This is a genomic window from Halalkalibacter sp. HAAS-P013, assembly GCF_056619925.1.
In genome coordinates this window covers 1-19,591 of record NZ_JBWQTU010000033.1, presented here as the reverse complement: position 1 = coordinate 19,591, position 19,591 = coordinate 1, and the positions used below count along the sequence as shown (strand labels likewise).

General features: G+C 36.3%; 17 protein-coding genes, 1 rRNA gene and 2 pseudogenes. 15 read left to right on the top strand and 5 right to left on the bottom strand.

The features are described from left to right. The 3 genes from rrf to AC1FXP_RS22745 all read left to right on the top strand — a co-directional run. Positions 1-86 (top strand): 5S ribosomal RNA (rrf, locus tag AC1FXP_RS22755); the annotation flags it as partial. 1,242 nt (positions 87-1,328) lie between these two features. Next, complete coding sequence (locus AC1FXP_RS22750) at positions 1,329-1,478, top strand: hypothetical protein (protein ID WP_480064212.1); 150 nt, start codon at positions 1,329-1,331, stop codon at positions 1,476-1,478. A gap of 186 nt (positions 1,479-1,664) precedes the next feature. Continuing rightward, the gene (locus tag AC1FXP_RS22745; RefSeq protein WP_480064211.1) at positions 1,665-2,216 is read left to right on the top strand and encodes a DUF6155 family protein; all 552 of its coding nucleotides are present in this window, start codon (positions 1,665-1,667) and stop codon (positions 2,214-2,216) included. A 706-nt stretch (positions 2,217-2,922) separates the two neighbouring features. On the opposite strand, the gene AC1FXP_RS22740 is transcribed toward AC1FXP_RS22745, so the two are convergent. Continuing rightward, positions 2,923-4,044 carry a type II asparaginase gene (locus AC1FXP_RS22740; protein WP_480064210.1) on the bottom strand — a complete coding sequence of 374 codons (1,122 nt, stop codon included), beginning with the start codon at positions 4,042-4,044 and terminating at the stop codon, positions 2,923-2,925. A 538-nt stretch (positions 4,045-4,582) separates the two neighbouring features. On the opposite strand from AC1FXP_RS22740, the gene argH reads away from it, so the two are divergent. From argH to AC1FXP_RS22695, 9 genes and pseudogenes are all read left to right on the top strand, one after another. Then, positions 4,583-6,076, top strand: coding sequence for an argininosuccinate lyase (argH, locus tag AC1FXP_RS22735; RefSeq protein ID WP_480064209.1), 1,494 nt, complete (start codon positions 4,583-4,585; stop codon positions 6,074-6,076). Positions 6,077-6,097: 21 nt separating this feature from the next. Further along, positions 6,098-6,811 (top strand): GntR family transcriptional regulator, encoded by a 714-nt coding sequence (locus tag AC1FXP_RS22730; protein WP_480064208.1) that lies wholly within the window; start codon positions 6,098-6,100, stop codon positions 6,809-6,811. A 35-nt stretch (positions 6,812-6,846) separates the two neighbouring features. Next, the gene (locus AC1FXP_RS22725; RefSeq protein WP_480064207.1) at positions 6,847-7,884 is read left to right on the top strand and encodes a TAXI family TRAP transporter solute-binding subunit; all 1,038 of its coding nucleotides are present in this window, start codon (positions 6,847-6,849) and stop codon (positions 7,882-7,884) included. A gap of 25 nt (positions 7,885-7,909) precedes the next feature. Continuing rightward, on the top strand, positions 7,910-9,877 hold the full coding sequence (locus AC1FXP_RS22720; RefSeq protein ID WP_480064206.1) for a TRAP transporter permease: 1,968 nt from the start codon (positions 7,910-7,912) through the stop codon (positions 9,875-9,877). A gap of 594 nt (positions 9,878-10,471) precedes the next feature. Further along, positions 10,472-11,372 (top strand): annotated as a pseudogene (locus AC1FXP_RS22715) (ABC transporter ATP-binding protein). After that, positions 11,365-11,511, top strand: a complete 147-nt coding sequence (locus AC1FXP_RS22710; RefSeq protein WP_480064205.1) for a hypothetical protein — start codon at positions 11,365-11,367, stop codon at positions 11,509-11,511. The pseudogene AC1FXP_RS22715 and the gene AC1FXP_RS22710 overlap by 8 nt, the downstream one beginning before the upstream one ends. 210 nt (positions 11,512-11,721) lie before the next feature. Continuing rightward, the gene (locus tag AC1FXP_RS22705) at positions 11,722-12,144 is read left to right on the top strand and encodes a hypothetical protein (RefSeq protein WP_480064204.1); all 423 of its coding nucleotides are present in this window, start codon (positions 11,722-11,724) and stop codon (positions 12,142-12,144) included. A 476-nt stretch (positions 12,145-12,620) separates the two neighbouring features. Further along, positions 12,621-13,469 (top strand): NAD-dependent epimerase/dehydratase family protein, encoded by an 849-nt coding sequence (locus AC1FXP_RS22700; RefSeq protein WP_480064203.1) that lies wholly within the window; start codon positions 12,621-12,623, stop codon positions 13,467-13,469. 40 nt (positions 13,470-13,509) lie between these two features. Beyond that, positions 13,510-14,346 (top strand): aldo/keto reductase, encoded by an 837-nt coding sequence (locus AC1FXP_RS22695; protein WP_480064202.1) that lies wholly within the window; start codon positions 13,510-13,512, stop codon positions 14,344-14,346. A 511-nt stretch (positions 14,347-14,857) separates the two neighbouring features. On the opposite strand, the gene AC1FXP_RS22690 is transcribed toward AC1FXP_RS22695, so the two are convergent. Beyond that, positions 14,858-15,478, bottom strand: a complete 621-nt coding sequence (locus tag AC1FXP_RS22690) for an NAD(P)-dependent oxidoreductase (RefSeq protein ID WP_480064201.1) — start codon at positions 15,476-15,478, stop codon at positions 14,858-14,860. 655 nt (positions 15,479-16,133) lie between these two features. Here AC1FXP_RS22690 and AC1FXP_RS22685 point away from each other — a divergent pair. Both AC1FXP_RS22685 and AC1FXP_RS22680 read left to right on the top strand, forming a co-directional pair. Further along, positions 16,134-16,424, top strand: a complete 291-nt coding sequence (locus tag AC1FXP_RS22685) for an RNA polymerase alpha subunit C-terminal domain-containing protein (protein ID WP_480064214.1) — start codon at positions 16,134-16,136, stop codon at positions 16,422-16,424. A gap of 94 nt (positions 16,425-16,518) precedes the next feature. Then, on the top strand, positions 16,519-16,890 hold the full coding sequence (locus AC1FXP_RS22680) for an iron chaperone (RefSeq protein ID WP_480064200.1): 372 nt from the start codon (positions 16,519-16,521) through the stop codon (positions 16,888-16,890). Positions 16,891-17,113: 223 nt separating this feature from the next. Here AC1FXP_RS22680 and AC1FXP_RS22675 read toward each other — a convergent pair whose 3' ends face one another. Further along, a complete protein-coding gene (locus tag AC1FXP_RS22675) occupies positions 17,114-17,464 on the bottom strand; it encodes a DUF2200 domain-containing protein (protein WP_480064213.1) in 351 nt (116 codons plus the stop codon). A 74-nt stretch (positions 17,465-17,538) separates the two neighbouring features. After that, a pseudogene (locus AC1FXP_RS22670) lies at positions 17,539-18,435 on the bottom strand (macrolide 2'-phosphotransferase). Between the two features lie 480 nt (positions 18,436-18,915). On the opposite strand from AC1FXP_RS22670, the gene AC1FXP_RS22665 reads away from it, so the two are divergent. Next, entirely contained in the window at positions 18,916-19,491 is a 576-nt protein-coding gene (locus AC1FXP_RS22665; RefSeq protein ID WP_480064199.1) for a helix-turn-helix transcriptional regulator, read from the top strand. 1 nt (position 19,492) lies between these two features. Here the strand turns inward: AC1FXP_RS22665 and AC1FXP_RS22660 are convergent. Next, positions 19,493-19,591: IS3 family transposase (locus AC1FXP_RS22660; protein ID WP_480063667.1), on the bottom strand; the 99-nt coding region annotated here is incomplete at its 5' end.

Genomic DNA, 19,591 nt, shown 5'->3' with positions numbered 1-19,591 from the left:
GTTCCCATGCCGAACACGGTCGTTAAGCTCTTTTGCGCCAATGGTAGTTGGGGGCTTCCCCCTGTGAGAGTAGGACGTTGCCAGGCAGATAAAAGACAATCCAATGGATTGTCTTTTTTTATGTGCATAAACAGAATGCAGAAGGCGCTGAAGAGCTTTTGGTCCGAAGGAGCAACATCTTCTTTGAATGAGCCGATGGATACTACATGAATAAACGGCCTTGAGCTACTTCATGTCCCCCTGTGAGACGAACCCTTTCTCTTCGTAATGCAACATGAATTACTTCGAAGAACAACTGCATGCCCAATCATCCCCGTAGAAGAGAAAGGGTGAGCCAGGACGTAGCCAGGCAGGGCACGCTCCGTATAGAAATAGGAGCGATGGATCTAAGTTGCATGTAAGTAGAGCGCCTGAAGGAGCAACATCTTCTTTGAATAAGCCGATGATTACAACATGAAAAGACATCTTGAAACTACTTCATGTCCCCCTGTGAGACGAGCTGTTTCTCTTCGTAAAAAAACGTGAGAAACGTCGAAAAAATAACACCATGCCTAATCGACCCCGTAGAAGAGAAATGGTGAGCCAGGACGTTGCCAGGCATCCCAAAAGCATTCCGTAATGGAATGCTTTTGGGATGCTGTATAAAGTGGGATGAGATCGCAAATATACGGAGCAAAGGAATCATTTATCTGTAGATCAATTGCTAAAGGAAAAAGGGATTTTCTGCGAGAATAAGATAAATCATCAGTTGGTTGCAGGTGCGTTAGATTTTGAAATATAATTAAGGCGTTGGTGTTTAATATTTTATGCCAAAAGGTGGTCCTACTAAAAAGTAGGACTTTTTATGTGGTACTTACTTTCAAAAGGGCCGTTAAGGGAGGCGAAGCGATGAATCGTAAAACTTATCATCTACCGTTGAAGATAAAAGTTTTAAGTGTAGTATTCCGGGTTAAGATTAGTCCCGTTGCTTCTACTTCTCTATTTATAAGTAAAAAGGTTGGATAAGGTTCCGTGATAGTATTGCTAAACGTCGTTTTGATGTGGCGTTTTTTATTGCTAAAGAAACAAGAGATCCGTCCCGGTGTTTCTCAAATACGACCTCTTGCGAATAAATTTTCGTAAGAGGTTTTTTCAGGAGCGAGGGAATGGGTACCTCGATTCACTCGGGAGATAGGAACGCCAATTGAATAATTTTAGTTAACAATGAAGAGGGTAGATCTTCTTTTTTAACTGTACTTCAAGATTGTCCATAATACCCCTCATATTAAATTTTATATAAAAAAGTTGCGAAGTTATACCAATAAGATCAAATATAGGAGTTTAAACATATGGTTAAGCGAAAAAAATCTAAGGAAGAAAGAAAACGCAATAGAGAAATTGTTGATTTATATCATAAGAAAATCACAGAAGATGCATTAGAGCCTTTATATAGTAATTTAAGGAATGGAAATCTGGTGACCTTCCATACTTTGAATTAACTGAACATATTCATCAATTTCACAAAAGAAATCAAGACATTTGGAGAATGTTTAATTACAATGGCTGGGATGATGATTTTTTAATATTTCAAGCAAAAAGAGACTTAAACATGTTAACGGAAGAGGAAAGAGAAAAATATCATCACTGGTTAATGGAATGGGACTAAATAAAGGAGAGTAGGAACAATGCCAAAACTTAAAATTACGGAACTCAAAAAATCATTAAAAGAGTTAGAACAAAAGGAACTTATTAAACTTATAGCGGACTTATACAAATTAAATACAGATGTTCAAGAATATCTTTCAACCAAATTTGGTGGGGATGAAATTGTTACAGAATTATATAAAAAAGCGAAAAATAAAATTGAACATGAGTTCTTCCCAGATCGTGGAACACCAAAAATGCGGTTAGCGGTAGCAAAGAAAGCAATTACTGATTTCAATAAAACCACTGGGGATACTGTGAAAGTAGTAGACTTGATGTTGTTTTATGTAGAAATAGGAACAGAATTCACAAACACTTATGGAGATATTGATACTAACTTTTATAATAGTATGGTTTCCATGTACAAAAAAGTGGCAGAAGAATGTGACAGGAATGAAGAACTTTATTCATTATTAAAAGATGGTCTTTATTCTTGTATGTTACTATCAGAAGGAATCGGTTGGGGCTATCATGAAGCCTTGTGTGAAATCTACTATTCGATAAGTTGGGTATTAGAGGAAGAGGAAGAATAAACACAGGGAGCTGTTATAAATGGGGAAAATGAGAAATGGGCATTATTGCATCAGGTGTGATCGGTATCGTGCTAATGAAAAGAGGATATTAAAATCTGTGTCATACACAAATAGTCAAATGCAAGGGTCAGTTCTTGTGCTTCTTTTTATTTTGCTAAACGAAGGAAGTACAAGACCCGTCCCGTTGCTTCACTTTTCTTCCCGAGGATTAGAGGTTAATACTGAAAATCAAATAAGTAACTAGATGTATGAATTTTCTAAGGTTAAGTAGGGAATGATTGGATTTAAAAAGGTTCAGATATAAATTTTAATGAGGTTTTTATTCAAATAATATGTTTGGCGGTTTGTATTGTAGGATTTGATAGGTAGAAGGATAGGTATATTTAAAGGGAAGCTGTCTCATCGACAGCTTCCCTTTTTCAAATTTTTATTCTTCGTCATAGGTTTAGGCCCCTGACTTTTTAGCTGGTCTACTTCTTGGCACGGCAATATACCGAAAAACTAGTGTTGACTCTTTCAGTCAAACCGTAACAGAATTAGTCTTTAAGAGTGCCTGTTAGTTGGGTTCCACTAGTGACAGGCACTCTTAAGTGATTATTATAAAGGATTTTTACTTATTATTCTTTCTAGTTTTTAACTGGATTAATAAATTCTCACCTCACTTAAAACTGGGAAAGAAGGTTACATCCGCAAGCAATGCTGTCTCTTAATATGAATCAAAGAACTCTTGAATTTCCTCCTCCTCATCAGTCACCGTAAGAGCAAGCATTAACAAAATACGAGCCTTATGTGGATTCAATGAATCAGCGGTGATGTAATCATCCTTATGCGAGACCGTCCCACTACCTACTCGTGATGCACGAACCACTTGCACGCCCTTCTCCATCGTTTTTATTGCAGCCTCCTGCATGACCGATGACATTGAACCATTTCCAGGACCAGCAAAAATAATACCTTCCGCCCCATTTTCAACCGCCGCATCAAACAAATACGATTCGTTATTTTGGTGACCGTAAATAATATCAACTTGCGGGAATTCCTCTAAGCTCGAAATGTCAAAAGGCGTTTCTGTCGTATGCGCTTGAGTTATTTCGGTATAATAATGTGGCATACCACCAACGATACGACCAAGGTACCCTTCTTCATTCGCAACAAATGTATCAACCGCTGTTGTATCTGTCTTTGTTACATGCCTAGCTGAGGCAATTCGATCATTAAATGAGACAAGTGTCCCGTGTCCAACTGATTCCTCATGACCTGCAATCAAGACTGCGTTATACAAATTCAACGGGCCATCAGCACTCATCGCGGTTGCTGGCCTCATCGCTCCAACTAATACAACAGGTTTATCGCTTTTTACGACTAAATTTAAAAAATATGCCGTTTCCTCCATTGTATCAGTACCGTGCGTTACAACGATACCATCGACATCATTAGTCGCTAATAATTCATTAATTCGTTTTCCTAATGTTAAAAGGTGCTCATTCGTAATATCCGGGCTTCCTATATTCACAATTTGCTCGCCGTTAATATTGGCAATCTCCGTCATTTCAGGCACCGCTTCGATCAACGCCTCAATCGCTATATCGCCTGCCTTGTAATCAGTTGTATTCGTACCGACGCTCCCTGATCCTGCGATCGTGCCACCAGTTGCTAAAATCGTAATGTTGGGTAGATCTTCATTAACATCCTGCTGTTCGGTTTCATTTCCTTTCTCTGCTACGACCGTTTCTTCTTTTTCAACCGGATCAGCCTCAATTTGCTCTACAGTCTCCTGAGAGCATGCCACCATTAATGTGATAAATGCTGTAAAAATTAACTTTTTCATGCTGTGCATTCCTCCTTCATTTTCTACCACTACTAATTCTTCTGGTATGTATTGGAAAAGTAGTATGAGAGAAATATATCAGGAACGTTCCATCATTTGGAAATTATTGTTAGGATTTATTACATGGAAATTATATTAGTTACGCTTTCAAGTGGAAATAGATTATGATTTAAGAGGGGGATTATTTATTAGAAAACGCTTAATTTAGATATAAATGCTACTATTCTTTTCTCAAGGTCCAAAGGAAGTTAATGTTTCCTAATAAAGGGGAAGCGGGAATGTAGGATTTTGTAAATCACGCCAAAAGTGTATTTGCTCATTGATGAATAAAGATAAAATTGATATGTAACCATGTAATAGAATATAACAAAAAATATAAATTGAAATGATAAAATTTTCTAAATATTCTATTGCGTTTTTCTAAATGTTGGTATAACATAACACTAAAGTTTGTACGTACATACGAACAAACGAACATACAAACATACAAACATACAAACATATAAAACTACATAACCAAAAAGGAGGAGGAAACGCTTTGAGGGAAAGGTTAAAATCTGGTCCAGCACCTGAAGTGATTCAATATATTTTTGAACCAGCTATAGCAAAAGACCTTATTCGTTCTTTTGAAAATATTTTGCTTGTTAGTAAAGCACACTTACTAATGCTCATTGAGCAGCAAATTGTTCAAGAAGAAGATGGTTTAAAGATTTTGGAGGTCATGGAAGATATGCAAGAGAAAGGCCCAGCAATTCTTACTGTTGATACAGGGTTGGAGGATTCATATTTTAATATCGAGAGCTACATTATTGAGAAGGTTGGAGTAGAAGTAGGGGGGCAAATTCATACAGGAAGAAGTCGGAATGACCTTTATTCTACAGTTACCCGAATGAATACTAGAAATAAGCTAATTGAAATCTGTAAATTGATTCTAAATTTAAGACAAGAATTACTAAATGTAGCCTCAAATCATGTTGAAACAGTGATGACCGGTTACACCCATATGCAGCCAGCTGAACCTATCACATTTGCTCATTATTTGTCTGCAATTCTAAATGCTCTAGATCGAGACTTTATCCGCTTAAATAATTCTTTTCATTCGATTAATCAATCTCCACTAGGATCGGGAGCTTTTGCATCAACGTCTTTCCAAATTGACAGGGAGCGTACTGCGTATCTATTAGGATTTGAGAGTATTTTAGAGAATTCCATAGATGGTGTAGCGTCAAGGGATTATGTAATAGAGATTATATCTTCATTAAATATTCTGATGACGAATATTAGTCGCTTTAGTCAAGATTTGTATACGTGGGTAACAGATGAATTTTCAAGTATAGAAATCGATGACTCCGTAGCTGCCGTTAGTAGCATTATGCCGCAGAAAAAGAATCCTATTACGTTGGAGCATATCAAATCAAAGGCAGCTCATGTACAAGGAGCATTAATTTCAGTATCAAGTGTATTAAAGAACATTCCGTTTTCACATTCAAGGGATGCGAATACAGAAAGCATAAGGTTCTTCTGGGATGCACTCGATGAGGTTGAAGCCGGATTAAGTCTACTATCAGTTACAATAAAAAATGTAACATTGAACAAAGACCTTTTATATGAAAGAGCGAAAAATAATTTTAGCTCAGTTACAGAACTAGCGAACACTTTAGTAAGAGAAGAAGGACTATCTTTTCGAACTGCTCATTCAATCGTAGCGCAGTTTGTAAATGAAAAGCTAAAGTATAAAGGCTCTAAAAATGTAGAAGCAGATCAAGATATTTTAAGAAACATTTTCTTATCTGTTGTGGGAAGGAATATCTTGCTTTCTGCAGAAAAAATACAATTTGCTCTAGACCCAATACGTAATGTCGAAGCAAAAATGACACTCGGTGGACCAGCACCTATTGAGGTGAAGAGACAACTAAAAGTGATAGAAAACAATATAGAGCTTCACGAGTCCCAATTAGAAAATCAAATAGGAGGATACAAAAAAGCTCAAAAAGTGTTAGACTCTGAAATAGAGAAGAAATTCAGAATCTAAACTATATTAGGAGCTAAAAAAATGAGTGAGATTAACGAAAATAATGGTCTTCCTTTATATTACCAATTAAAAGAATTGATTAGAGAAAAAATAAATGATGGAGTTTGGAAAGTGGGTGAGCGAATACCGAACGAACTAGAATTGGCCGAGAACTATAACCTCAGTAGAGCGACTGTAAGGCAAGCAATCTTATCTTTAGTTCGTGAAGGGCTGTTAACTCGAAAACAAGGGCGAGGTACTTTTGTAGCCGAAGCCAAACTGGAAGGAGATTTTATTAATTTTTATTATCCTGATCATTTAGGAAATAAACACATTTTATTAAGTATAGAAGAGAAGGAATGTCCTCAATCTGTTAGAAATCATCTTAACCTTGATATAGGTGATAAGGTCTATGAGTTACTAAGAATAAGGTTATTTGGTGATGAACCTGCAGCAGTGGAAAAGTCTTTTATTGTATCTCGATTAGTTCCCGATTTCCTTTCTCAAAATTTCGAAGAGAGATTGTATGATTTATTAAATAAAGTCTACAACATCCAAATCGTAAAAGCAGAAAATTATATAGATCCCATTATTCTAGATGAATATGAGGCTGAATTATTAAATGTGAAACCAGTGACTCCTGCTTTAAAATTAACTAGAATTGGAAAGATGCAAAACGATGAAGTGGTGGTCTTGACTACGAGTGTCATTAGAGGTGACAAATGTAGAATGGTACTTAAGTCAAATAACAACTAATGTTGTTATAAATACAAAAATGGAGGGGTTACATTATGGTTAAGAAAAGCTATTTCGTTCTATTTGTTACTCTATTGTCTATTTTTATTTTAGGGGCTTGTAGTTCTGGTACTACAAGCGAGTCACAAGAAGAGAATTCAGAATCATCTGAACAGTCGGTCGGGGCTGAGTCAACTAGTAATCAAGAAAATCATAGATTGCTTTTAGGTACTTCGAGTCAAGGGGCTTCTTACTATGTTTGGGGAGCTGGCTGGGCAAATATTATGAATCAAAATATTTCAGGTCTAGACATCTCTGTTGAAGTGACGGGTGGGCCGACTACAAACATCCAATTAATTGAGGAAGAAGAAATGGAACTTGGTTTTGTTACAACTTGGTTAGGTGGAGAAGGCTTTACTGGTACTGGATGGGCAGATAAAAAGTATGAAAATATGAGAACTTTGTTTCCAATGTACCCTAGTGTATTATATGCATTTGGTTTAGAAGGCAGTGGAATGGACGATATTTACGCGTTCGAGGGTGAGCATATTAGTCTAGGTGCACCGGGAACAACTAGTGATGCTGCAGGAAGAGAAGTGATGGATTTATTAGGGATTGAGCCGAGTAATATTAGTAGTCTTCCAACAAATACAGCAATTGATAACCTAAAAGATGGCATTGTAGGAGGATCTTTTGCGGTATCAGGCGTTCCAGCGCCATTCTTACTAGATCTTGAGACAACACATGATATTAAGCATATTGAATTTGGTGAAGAAGACATTGAGAAGATATTAGAAGCAAACCCGTACTGGTCAAAACTTGAAGTTTCTGCTGATACGTATAAAGACATGGAAGAGGACATGACTCTTATAGCATTCTGGAATGTGGCAGTAGGTTCTGTAGATTTACCTGATGACTTAGTATATGAAATAGTCAAAACAACGTTTGAGAAGCATGATGACTTAGTTGAAGTAGATCCGTCTGCTCGAGATGCATTGGCTGAAAATATTGTCTATAGTAGTATTCCTCTTCATCCAGGTGCATTAAAATATTATGAAGAAATAGGAATTGAGATCCCTTCAGACCTTCAATAAAGTTACTACAGTGGGAGGGTAAAACATGAGTAAGACAAATGATCATGATAATCTTGAGCTTCAAACCAGTGCTACTGAAGCAAATAATCCTAATGAACAGGAGAGCGCCACTAGAAATCTAGGGCGCTTCTCTAGAAAACTAGTTATTACACTAGCTGTCTTTATGTCCCTGTTTCATATTTATACGTTAGGATTTAGCCCTCTCTCTCCTTGGGGGTTTTATACGATTCACCTTGCCCTCGCATCGGTACTAATCGTATTTTTGTACCCGGTTAAAAAGAAGAACAAAAGTAATAAAATTTCAATTATCGATATTGTCTTAGCTGCGTTAATAACGTTAGCTACTGGATATATCATCATTCATATGGAAGAATTAATGTATCGAGTTGGAATCACGCCAACTAATTTAGATATTATTGTAGGAATTATTATCATCATTACAGTTCTAGAGATTACGAGAAGAACTTGTGGGATATTGCTGCCTTTAATCGCATTAACATTTATCCTATATGCACGGTTTGGGGACTGGATTCCTGGTGTATTAGGGCATCGTGGGTATAGTTGGGAAAGAATTATTAGTTATTTAAAAGGGATGGACGCTATTTTTAGCGTACCGTTAGCAGCATCTGCAAATTTTGTTTTCCTATTTATTGTATTTAGTGCATTTATACAAGTTTCTGGTGCTGGGAGATTCTTTATCGACTTTGCTACGAGTCTAACAGGTAAATCTAGAGGAGGCCCTGCAAAAACATCGGTTGTAGCGAGTGCTCTATTTGGAACGGTTACAGGTAACTCAGTAGCAAATGTTGTATCATCAGGTGCATTTACCATTCCACTTATGAAGAAAATTGGCTACTCACCTCGTTTTTCGGGAGCTGTTGAATCCGTTGCTTCTACAGGTGGACAAATAATGCCGCCGATTATGGGTTCGGCTGCTTTTATCATGGCCATGTTAGTTGGGGTTCCATATTTAGACATTATGACTGCAGCAATTATTCCTGCAGCACTATTTTTTATCTCTATTTTAATTATGATTGATTTAGAAGCGGCAAAAAAAGGCCTTAAGGGGTTACCGAAAGAAAAGTTACCTAGAATGCGTGAAGTATTAAAAAGCTCACATTTGATTATTCCACTTTTTGTTCTAATTTTTGTTCTTGTCGTATTAAAGGCGAGCCCAATAAGAGCAGCTCTTTGGGCCATTGCATCTACCCTTATTATCACCGTATTAAAGAAAGAATCTAGGATGGGTCCTAAAAAGATCATTGAAGCCCTATCTTCGGGTGCTCAGAATGCATTAGGGATGATTGCGGCCTGTGCTACAGCTGGGATTATTATCGGGGTACTAAACTTAACAGGAAGTGGACTTAAATTTGCAAGTCTTGTTATTTCATTAGCAGGTAACTTTTTACCTCTAGCCTTGGTACTTACTATGTGTGCAAGTATTATTCTAGGTATGGGTTTACCAACGACCGCTGCTTATTTAATAACAGCGGCAGTAGTGGCACCTGCCCTTGTACAACTAGGTGTACCAAATTTATCTGCTCACATGTTTGTCTTTTATTTTGCATGTATGTCTGCTATCACACCACCGATTGCACTTGCAGCATACGCTGGTGCTGGTATAGCGAAAGCCAAACCAATGCAGGTTGCCTTTACCGCTGTTAAGCTAGGGATCGTCGCCTTTATTGTCCCATACATGTTCATATATGGTCCATCTTTGTTATGGCAGGGGTCATTAGCAACGATCTTAACATCAGCTCTAACAAGTATCATAGGTACTTTTGCACTCGGATGTGCTCTACAAGGTTGGTTCTGGGGGCAGAAAGCTAATCTGCTAGCAAGGGGCATATTACTTGCATCAGCGATTATATTAATCAAGCCAGGTTTGATTACTGACTCGATTGGATTATCGTTAATAGTGCTTAGTTTTATCTTGAGGTTTACTATTTTTAAGGATAACGATTCTTCAAAGGTAGAGAGTGTTGGTGCCTAATTGAACTGCACCCTGTCAAGTAGACTATGGAAATAATAAAAAGGATTTAAGCGGCTTTAGCTCTATATTCCATGGGGCTAAGGCCGTTTTATCGTTTTGGTATATTTCTCCTTTAGAGTGGGAAGAAAGAGGGAGTTTATATTTAGTTGATTTTAAAAATGGTGACCAGGATGTATTATTCAAAAAGTTAATAAGGACTCATTTTTTATGAAAACCACATCATACTACTTTTGCTTAGGATGTATTGATTACATGAAAGATATTTAATAGAATTATGTGAGTCGCAATGGGTCATAGTACATACGTAATATTTGCCGTTTTTATTAGCTGAACTGTTTTTATATAGTCGCAATTATAAAAAGATTGATAGAAAGTAGCCTATATCGGATCTATTATAAAGTACAAATGTGAAGCCTACTCTGAACATGACATCAAATTCAGAGTAGGTTTTTTTCGTCGTGTTTTAATACTTTTTTAATAACTTTATAACTGAATTTTAGACAATAGGTGACATAATATCAGTAGGAAATGCAGGGAGGTTAAAGATATGGAAATGCAAAAGCAACTAATAACCAACAACAACCGATTTTACAAATAAAAAATCTGAAAAAACGATTGGGAAAACTACGCTTATTCATGGAATATCACTGAATTTATATCCTGGTGAGGTGTTTGGATTTCTAGGACCAAATGGTGCAGGAAAAACGACGACTATTCGCATGATCGTTGGTCTAATGAGTATCACCGATGGGGAAGTTATCATCAATGGTCATAGTGTTGAAAAGAACTTTGAGAAAGCAATTAGCAACATCGGTGGAATTATAGAAAATCCTGAAATGTATAAGTTTATGTCGGGTTACGATAACTTGATACATTATTCCCGAATGGTGCCAAATATCCGAAAAGAAAGAATTGATGAAATCGTAAAATTAGTAGGTCTACACGAACGAATTCACGAAAAGGTGAAGACATACTCTCTTGGTATGCGTCAGCGCTTGGGCTTAGCTCAAGCACTGCTTCATTCTCCGAAACTCTTAATTTTGAATGAACCGACGAATGGACTTGACCCTGCTGGGATCAGAGAAATTCGGACGTATATTCGCAGAATTGCAGCTGAGGAAAATATGACCGTGTTTGTTTCAAGTCATTTACTATCCGAAATGGAGCTGATGTGCGACAGAATTGGCATTATTCATCACGGCAAGCTCATAAGTGTGGAGACGGTGAAAAATATAGTCGAAGATAATCAACAGATATCTGTTCAATTTAAGATTACACCTTTGGAAAGCAATAGAGTTTTTTAAAGCCGAACATCCGAATGCATCAGCAACAATAAGTGGGGGAATATTTGGTGATTGATACAAAGGAAGAAACGATCACGGAATACATAAAGCTTTTTGTTAATAATGGCTTTAGAATTACAGGGATCAACGGGGAACAGAAGACATTGGAAGATAAATTTCTTGAAATAACAGGAGGGGAGCAACATGTTTAACATTTTTCAGTTAATACAAAATGAAAACATGAAAATATATAAACGGTTAGGAACATGGATCATGGTTGGAGCCATCATTGGTATCTTTCTTATCGGAGGGGGCGTTACAAAGTATTTGCTTATCTGGTTAACCTTATAATACGAAGGGGGCGTTTCTGAAATAAAGAACGCTTTTTCTATGTCAGTAATAAGGAAATTAATGTTAAATTAAAGGAGCAGGGTTAACAAATTCTTCTTTTGATAAAACATAGTTCAATGTACTAACAATTAATAATAACGCAGCTCACGAGCAGAAAAGTTCTATTAAAATATTTATCTACTTCTTATAAAAAGTAAACTGGGAGGAGTTATGTATAAACACGTAATTTTTATTTTATTAGTTAGTTCCATTTTTGGTTGGATTAGTTTTGATATTCATGTAATGAAGAGTGAACCTACTTTAATTGGTGCAATTTCTTCAATATTGTTTGTTATTATTATGTTCTTTTACAGTGCATATATGGGAAAGCAAAAATGCGTTAATTTTCTTTTATTCATCACTAAATATTGGAGTATAGGCTTATTTATATTTTTAACTGGTTACTTTCTGTTTTTGGCACCTGTTTTCTATCCAGCTAATTTCCTATTCACCATACCAATATACGGAGCTATTAGATATTTCTTTAATGTACTCCCATCCGTAAGTGTAGGTGTTTTTAGTATATTTTTTCTTTACTTCACATGTTTAGTTGGGTATGTTGTTGGGCGTTTTGGAAAAAAGATACTAAACTAATGGGCGATAGCTAGCTGAATAGAGGTTCTGCCTTTCTGTTATTGAACGAAGTAGTTTACTTCAATACTATGGAGGAGAGTGGTTCTAAAATGAAAAAAGTAATGTTATTTTTCATATTTGTTCTATTATTAGCTAGATGTAGTTCGGAATTGACTTTCACTGAAATTGAAATTGCAATATGAATAATGATGTTCGTACTTTTTTGAAAGTGTAGAGGATATAAATGGTGCACATCTTTATTTCGATGAGGAAAGGGGCATCCGTTGGTTGACAGGATATAGCCAGGAAGAGTTAGAAGCGCAACTGGAAAAATAGACAGACTTTGTTGCGGAAGCTTAAAAATTACTTGAAAATTAAAAATCATTAACATATACTTAGTTTAGTCGATGTATAAAGTACGGAGGATAACTTGATTCTCACCATTTAGCAAACACAGAGAGTCTTGTCATGATTAATTAAAATTTGGAGGGTTGAAAATGAAAAAGGTAGTAATAACAGGTGGAAGTGGTTTACTTGGTTCAGCAGTAATAAAAGAATTTTTAGAACATGGTTATGAAGTCATTAATGCAGATATTAAGTATCCAAAAGAAGCACTTTGCAGGACAGTCATTACAGACTTAACGAATCTAGGTGAAGTATATGGGGTATTAGCAGGTGCTGATGCAGTTGTCCATCTTGCAGCTATTCCGGTAGCGTATTCACATCCTAACGAAGTAACCTTTCAAAATAATGTCATGTCCACTTATAACATATTAGAAGCTGCAGGGAGTTTAGGAATTAAGAAAGCGGTAACATCTTCAAGTGAGTCCTCATATGGTATATGTTTTTCAAAGCAAAATTTAAAACCTCAATATGTGCCAATAGATGAGGATCACCCGCAATTACCAGAAGAAAGCTATGGTTTATCTAAGATTGTAAATGAGAACACCGCTGATATGATCCACCGCAGAACGGGGATGCAGGTAGTATCCTTCAGGTTGGGAAATGTCATATCTCCTGAAATGTATAAGAATTTTCCTGGGTTCATCCATGATCCCAAACAGCGAAAACCCATTTTATGGAGTTATATTGATACACGAGATGCTGCGACTGCTTATCGCTTAGCCGTTGAAGCAGACGGACTTGGGTCTGTTGCCCTTAATATTGGGGCGGATGAAACAAGTATGGATATTGAGAGTAAACAACTAATGGAAATATGTTTTCCTGATGTAAAAGACTTTAGAAAAGATTTAACAGGTTTTGACCCTCTATTAAATAATGAAATGGCTAAGAAACTCTTAAATTGGAAGCCTATTCATAAATGGAGAAATTATGTGAATCTATAATTCTATGTTTAAAATTTTTATATAGGGAGAGATAAACAAAATGGGTAGCATACAAAATACAACCACATTACATAACGGTGTAAAGATGCCATGGTTGGGCTTTGGTGTTTTTAAGGTTAAAGACGGGGAGGAAGTTGTGAATTCAGTAAAGACGGCTCTAGAAATTGGATACAGAAGCATTGATACTGCAGCCATTTATGGAAATGAAGCAGGAGTCGGTAAAGCAATTGCTGAATCAAATGTCCCTAGAGAAGAATTATTTATCACCACAAAAGTTTGGAACGCAAGTCATGGCTATGAAGCTACTCTTGCAGCTTTTGATGAGAGTATGGAGAAGCTAGGTTTAGACTATTTAGACCTTTATTTAATTCACTGGCCCCTTCCTTCTCAAGGCAAATATGTAGAAACATGGAAAGCGCTCGAGAAACTGTATAAGGATGGACGTGTTCGTGCCATTGGTGTAAGTAATTTTAAAAATCATCACCTTGAACAGATCATCGCAAATTGTGAAATCAAACCGATGGTCAATCAGGTAGAATATCATCCGCGATTTAATCAACGAGAATTGCATGGTTTTTGTAAAAAGCACGGCATCCAGCTTGAAGCATGGTCTCCATTAATGCAAGGTGAACTTCTTAATGAGCCAACTTTGATTGAGATTGCAAATAAATACAATAAATCAACTGCCCAAGTCATTATTCGCTGGGATATAGAAACGGGAGTAGTAACGATTCCAAAGTCGGTAAAGCCTCACCGAATTGCTGAAAATGCAGATGTTTTTGATTTTGAACTATCACAAGAGGACATGGACAAAATTAATGCCCTGAATCAGGATCAACGTATGTTTGCGGATCCAGATGATTTTGATAGAGTTTAGGTTTTGTATCTTAGCATGTAGAGAATAATAAAGTGGGATGACCTTGGTTATCCCTTTTTGTGTGCTAATAGAATTGTTACAGTGATTTAAAGTAATAAATAAAGTCCCCTTCCCGGATACTCCGGGAAGGGGACTTGAGGCAAAAGTGAAGGAGATAAAACAAGCTTGTCACTGTCGAGAGTATGAGGTGACTTAATTGTTACAACCTTCGAAGGAGCCAATATGAAGCTTTAATTGTTTCGAAGGAAATAAACCCTAAGACGAAAAAACAACAGATTTATTTATTGCACAGTTCAACCATACTATGCAGTAAAAATATATTTTCATTAATAAATACGAAGCTTTGACAACCTTGGGATTTCATGAATTTTAAGTGAAGGAAACACTCTAATTCATATTTTAGATATGACAGAAAGGGATGCTTTAGTGGAAGGGCGGGGATAGTTTCTGTACCTCATCTCCTTTTTCAACAAAAGATTTAATCCAATACGAAAGTAGTATAAGAGTAATATCAGTAGGCGATACCTACACGCGATTTTATATAATCGCTTGCTTTTATCTGATAATAAGTAAACTCTGCTGTATCGGGTACGGATATTTTAGCTCCACCATCCGGCAAAAAATTTCGATCTATTCGATATTTTCCTACCCTTTCTCCATCCGGCAAGTACGTAGGACAAACAATCGTCCATTCGAGGGTTGATTGTTTGAGCATATCGTAAACTTTGTGATGTTCTTTAGCTGCACGGGTTGACTTCTGCTTTGATTCACTTGATTGATAACGCAGAGAATTTGGCGTAGTTTTACTTTGCAGAATACCCGCAGTTCCTATAGTTATTATTCGCTTTATACCTTCGTTTTCCATTGCTTCGATAATAAGTGGCATACTCTCAGATAAAGTAGTTGTGCCATCAGTATTTAGTGCACTAATAACTACATCAATCCCATGCATTGCACGTACTATATCATCTTTATTTAAAACATTACCTTGAATAATGGTTAGATTTTCATTATTTATTTGAATCTTCTCTGGAGTTCGAACTAATACAGTAACATGATGTCTGTCATAAAGGGCATAAGTAACTATTTGACTTCCAACTCTTCCAGTTGCACCTAAAAGTAAAATATTCATAAGAGTGAGCCTCCTTTTGCAAGTACACATATTTTACTATAAAAGCTATATTATTGTCTTATTCAACGATGTTTACGTCGAATAAGACAGGGGAAAAAAACAGAGTCATTGTTGCGCAGTAGATACATACTGCGCAGCAAAGGTCTTCATCTTTAGCTGCCTTTGTGAAAGAAGATTTCTGATTTAATAAAAACACCTCTAATTAAAGTAAGTAGTTCCGATACCGTGGGGAAAATATAAAAAAACAGGTGAAATAACATACTAAAACACACTGCGATTAGCATTATAGCTAACAGTGCAATTAGCGAACAAAAAACGCTTGGAATCATGCGTTTTCTTTATAAATGGGTAGTTTTGCTTAATACTAGGAGGTGCGGGTTCCTGTTCCTAAGTAAACATCTGATTATTGTAAAAATACAGGTTAACAATCGTCTTCCAAATTCTAATGTTTTTAAAAGCAATAGGTTATTAAATTGTCTACTTTCATAGTAATAAACAATGATTATCTTAGAAAATTAGTCAGGAGGTAAGGGAAAGGGTAGTGGTTCTTGAGGGAGAGGTAGGGCTTAAGGTACATAGTTTTGTTGAGATGTAAACTAATAATCAAAGTATAATATGTTAAAAATGAATACTGAATTTGTTAGGAGGGATTATGTTGACAGTAGAAAAAAGTTTAAGGATTTGCGAAAAGGGTCATAAGTATTACAAAAGTAGTGAGTGTCCAAATTGCCCTACTTGTGATAAAGAGAATATTCCTTATAGTGGCTTCCTATCGAAACTAAGTTCACCTGCCAGAAATGCCTTACTTCACGAAGGGATTGATACTTTGCAAAAACTCTCAAAGTACACCGAGAAAGAAATTCTAAAAATCCATGGTATTGGACGGGCTTCCTTACCTACTTTGAGAACTTCATTAGAAGAAGAAGGGCTATCATTTAAAGAATAGATAATCTATAATATGTGGCGTACTATACTTAACTAAACGGGTTAGAGCTTCTATAACAGGGAATTGTATAATTTTTATTTTGGGAGGGAATAAAATGGAAGTTTTTTCTGAATTTTTAGCGGGGATTGATGACCCATTCCACCGAGAAAGAACGGAAGAAGTGTTTACTTGGATAAAAAAGAAATATCCAAATTTAAATACAGAAATTAAATGGAAACAACCGATGTTTACGGATCATGGTACATTTATAATTGGCTTTAGTGTATCTAAAAAGCATTTAGCTGTCGCCCCTGAAAGTGTGACGATCACTCATGTAGAGGATGATATTGTGAAGTCTGGATATGACTACACAAAGGAGATTATACGTATCCCTTGGAATGGTCCTGTTGATTACCCACTACTTGAGAAAATGATTGAGTTTAATATAAGGGACAAGGCAAACTGTTCTACTTTTTGGAGGAAATAGAAAAACAAGATAGCTATTATAAGGCATGTGAGGGCTACACCTTTCATAAAACGAAGGTAAATACTTTATTGCACCTAAGTCAATAGTAGATTCCTTTTCTAGTTATTTACAAAATAATAGTATTTCAAAACGGCCAATCCGATATGTTTTGCGATATTTCGTTCGTTTATCGATTCAACAAAAAACACCGACTTTTATATAAATCGGTGTTTCTTCTTTTAAATTATTTCCGCAAAATCTTCTCTAGTGCTTTTCCTTTTGCTAACTCATCGATTAGCTTATCCAAATAGCGAATTTCCTGCATAGTTGGTTCTTCGATGTCTTCCACTCGGACACCGCAGACCACACCTTTGATCAAGACCCTCGAAGGATTCAGTTGGGGAGCTTCCGCAAAGAAGGTCTCAAAGTCTGTCTGCTTTTCCAGTTGTGCTTGTAACTCTTCTTGACTATATCCTGTCAACCAACGGATGATTTCATCGACTTCTGACTTCGTACGTCCTTTTCTCTCCGCCTTCGTAACATAATGGGGATAGACACTTGTGAAACTCATTGTATAGATCTTATGTTTAGTTATGATACATCATCCCTTATATGGTTTTCTTTATTATAGTACGAAAAATATTCGGCTTCAAACAAAGTAATCGTCATTTAACTTTCATTTGCAAGCATGTGTGCAGCTGCCTCATGCATGTCTTTCAAACCTGAAACTTGAGCGTACTCGGCAACAGTGATGCCACTCGTTGTCAGAAGTTCAACAATATGCTCAGCCATTCTTGACCAAGTTTTACCTCCGGCATCATCATAAGCATCGATTAACTTATTCAGTCCATCTTTACCAAAGAGTAGATAATGCGACATGAAATCTACAGACACATCAGCTATCCCTACTTCTGTCCAATCAATTAAACCAGTTACATGATTGTTCTTATCAATAAGGATATGACCCGGATGTAGGTCTCCATGTTTTACCCCGATATGAGACGGCCAAAGAGAGTCTTCAGCTAACCATGCTTGCCAGCGGTCCCATAAATTTTGATTGACATCATATTTTTCTTTCACACGTTCCATTCGCAGTTTCATGGAGGCTCTTAACTCACTCGCACTAAGAATTTCAACACCAATATTTTTGAATTTTTGCTGAGGTAATGAGTGTAAATCTGCTAGGGCTTTTCCTAATGAGTGATAATATTCAGTTGGTACATTGTTTTCATCCAGACTCCATACATAGCCTTGCTGTTCAACGTCAATAGTAGCGGCAGGAACTCCACTTAGTTGCTTATAGGCAATTAATTCGTCGGAGAAGATAGATCAATTGGGAACCTGGAAGCTTGCATAAATATTAATGATATCTAACGCTTTTTTCTCTTGTACCGCATGTCTCATCGATTCAGGTCTACGTGGGATCCTGAGTATCCAATTATCGCCGTTTTGATCTTTGGCATAGGCTACTTGAAAGTCAACACCAGACTCATTGATTTTAATTGTGTCTTCTAAAATGTCTAATCCTTTATTATTTGCTAATTGTTTAACTTTAAGTGTATTCATGTTCATTTCCTCCGAATGTTCATTTTATTGTTGTCATCTTTTCCAGACCCAGTGGCACCATTAATGGCAATTGTTTTCCCCAGTGGAATTGAAAATTGACACTGTCGAAATATGATTTGTCCTCTATTTTGATGCTTAATCGGTCTGCCATAATGGCGATTTTATTGTGTAATTGAAGCAGTTTCGGTTGATGAAAACGTATCGGGTTTTCTTATATGGAAAAAAGTTTGAGAGACGCTAGCCAGACTCATTTTGGAGATAACATCACACTCTATTAGTACTAATTACTATTCGCTTTAATTAACTTTCACTTGCAAGGATATATGTAGCTGCTTTATGAATGTCTTTCATCCCTTGGGTTTGTGCGTGCTTAAAGTAATGCTTGGATAACAACGGTTAGCAATACCAAACTAAAAAATAGTATAATTTATACAAAAGATACTTGCCTCTACAATAAATTGTTTAAAGGAATGATAAACATTGAATACCAACAATTTCCCATACGTTATTCATCATTTATTTACATTTATTCACCAAAATATTGATAACAAAATTACATTAGATGATTTATCAGAGATGGCAACCTATTCACCTTTCCACTTCCAAAAAAAATTCAAACGTTTTATGGGAGAAACGCCAAATGATTATATGATGAGATTTCGGGTAGAACTTGCTGCCCACTATTTATGGTATTACAGCTCCCTTTCGATAACAGATATTGCGTATCGTTGTGGTTTTTCTTCTCCGTCACACTTGTCGAGAGCAATATCACAATATTTTCATTCCACACCAAGGGAATTAAGAAAAATGGGAATTGATTATTATTTAAAAGAACATAAAGATAGCAAGAAAATGAAAGTTTCATCCGCTACGGCAGCATATAATAGTGATAAAGTTCCTTCCGGAGTAAACAAAGATCATGTTCAGCTAGAGACATTGGGTCCATTTAGATTAAATGTTTCCTTAGAAGTAAAGGGGTATGAACCTATTGTATTACAAGAAACTTGGAATGAACTGGCTATTTCATTAGGTGAAGGAATGGATAGTCAACACTAAACTAGACAACTTTTTTAAGGTGTCCAAGTTTGTATTCAATCGGGCTCAAATAGCCCAGTGTTCCATGGATTCGTTTGTAATTAAACCAGTGAATATACCT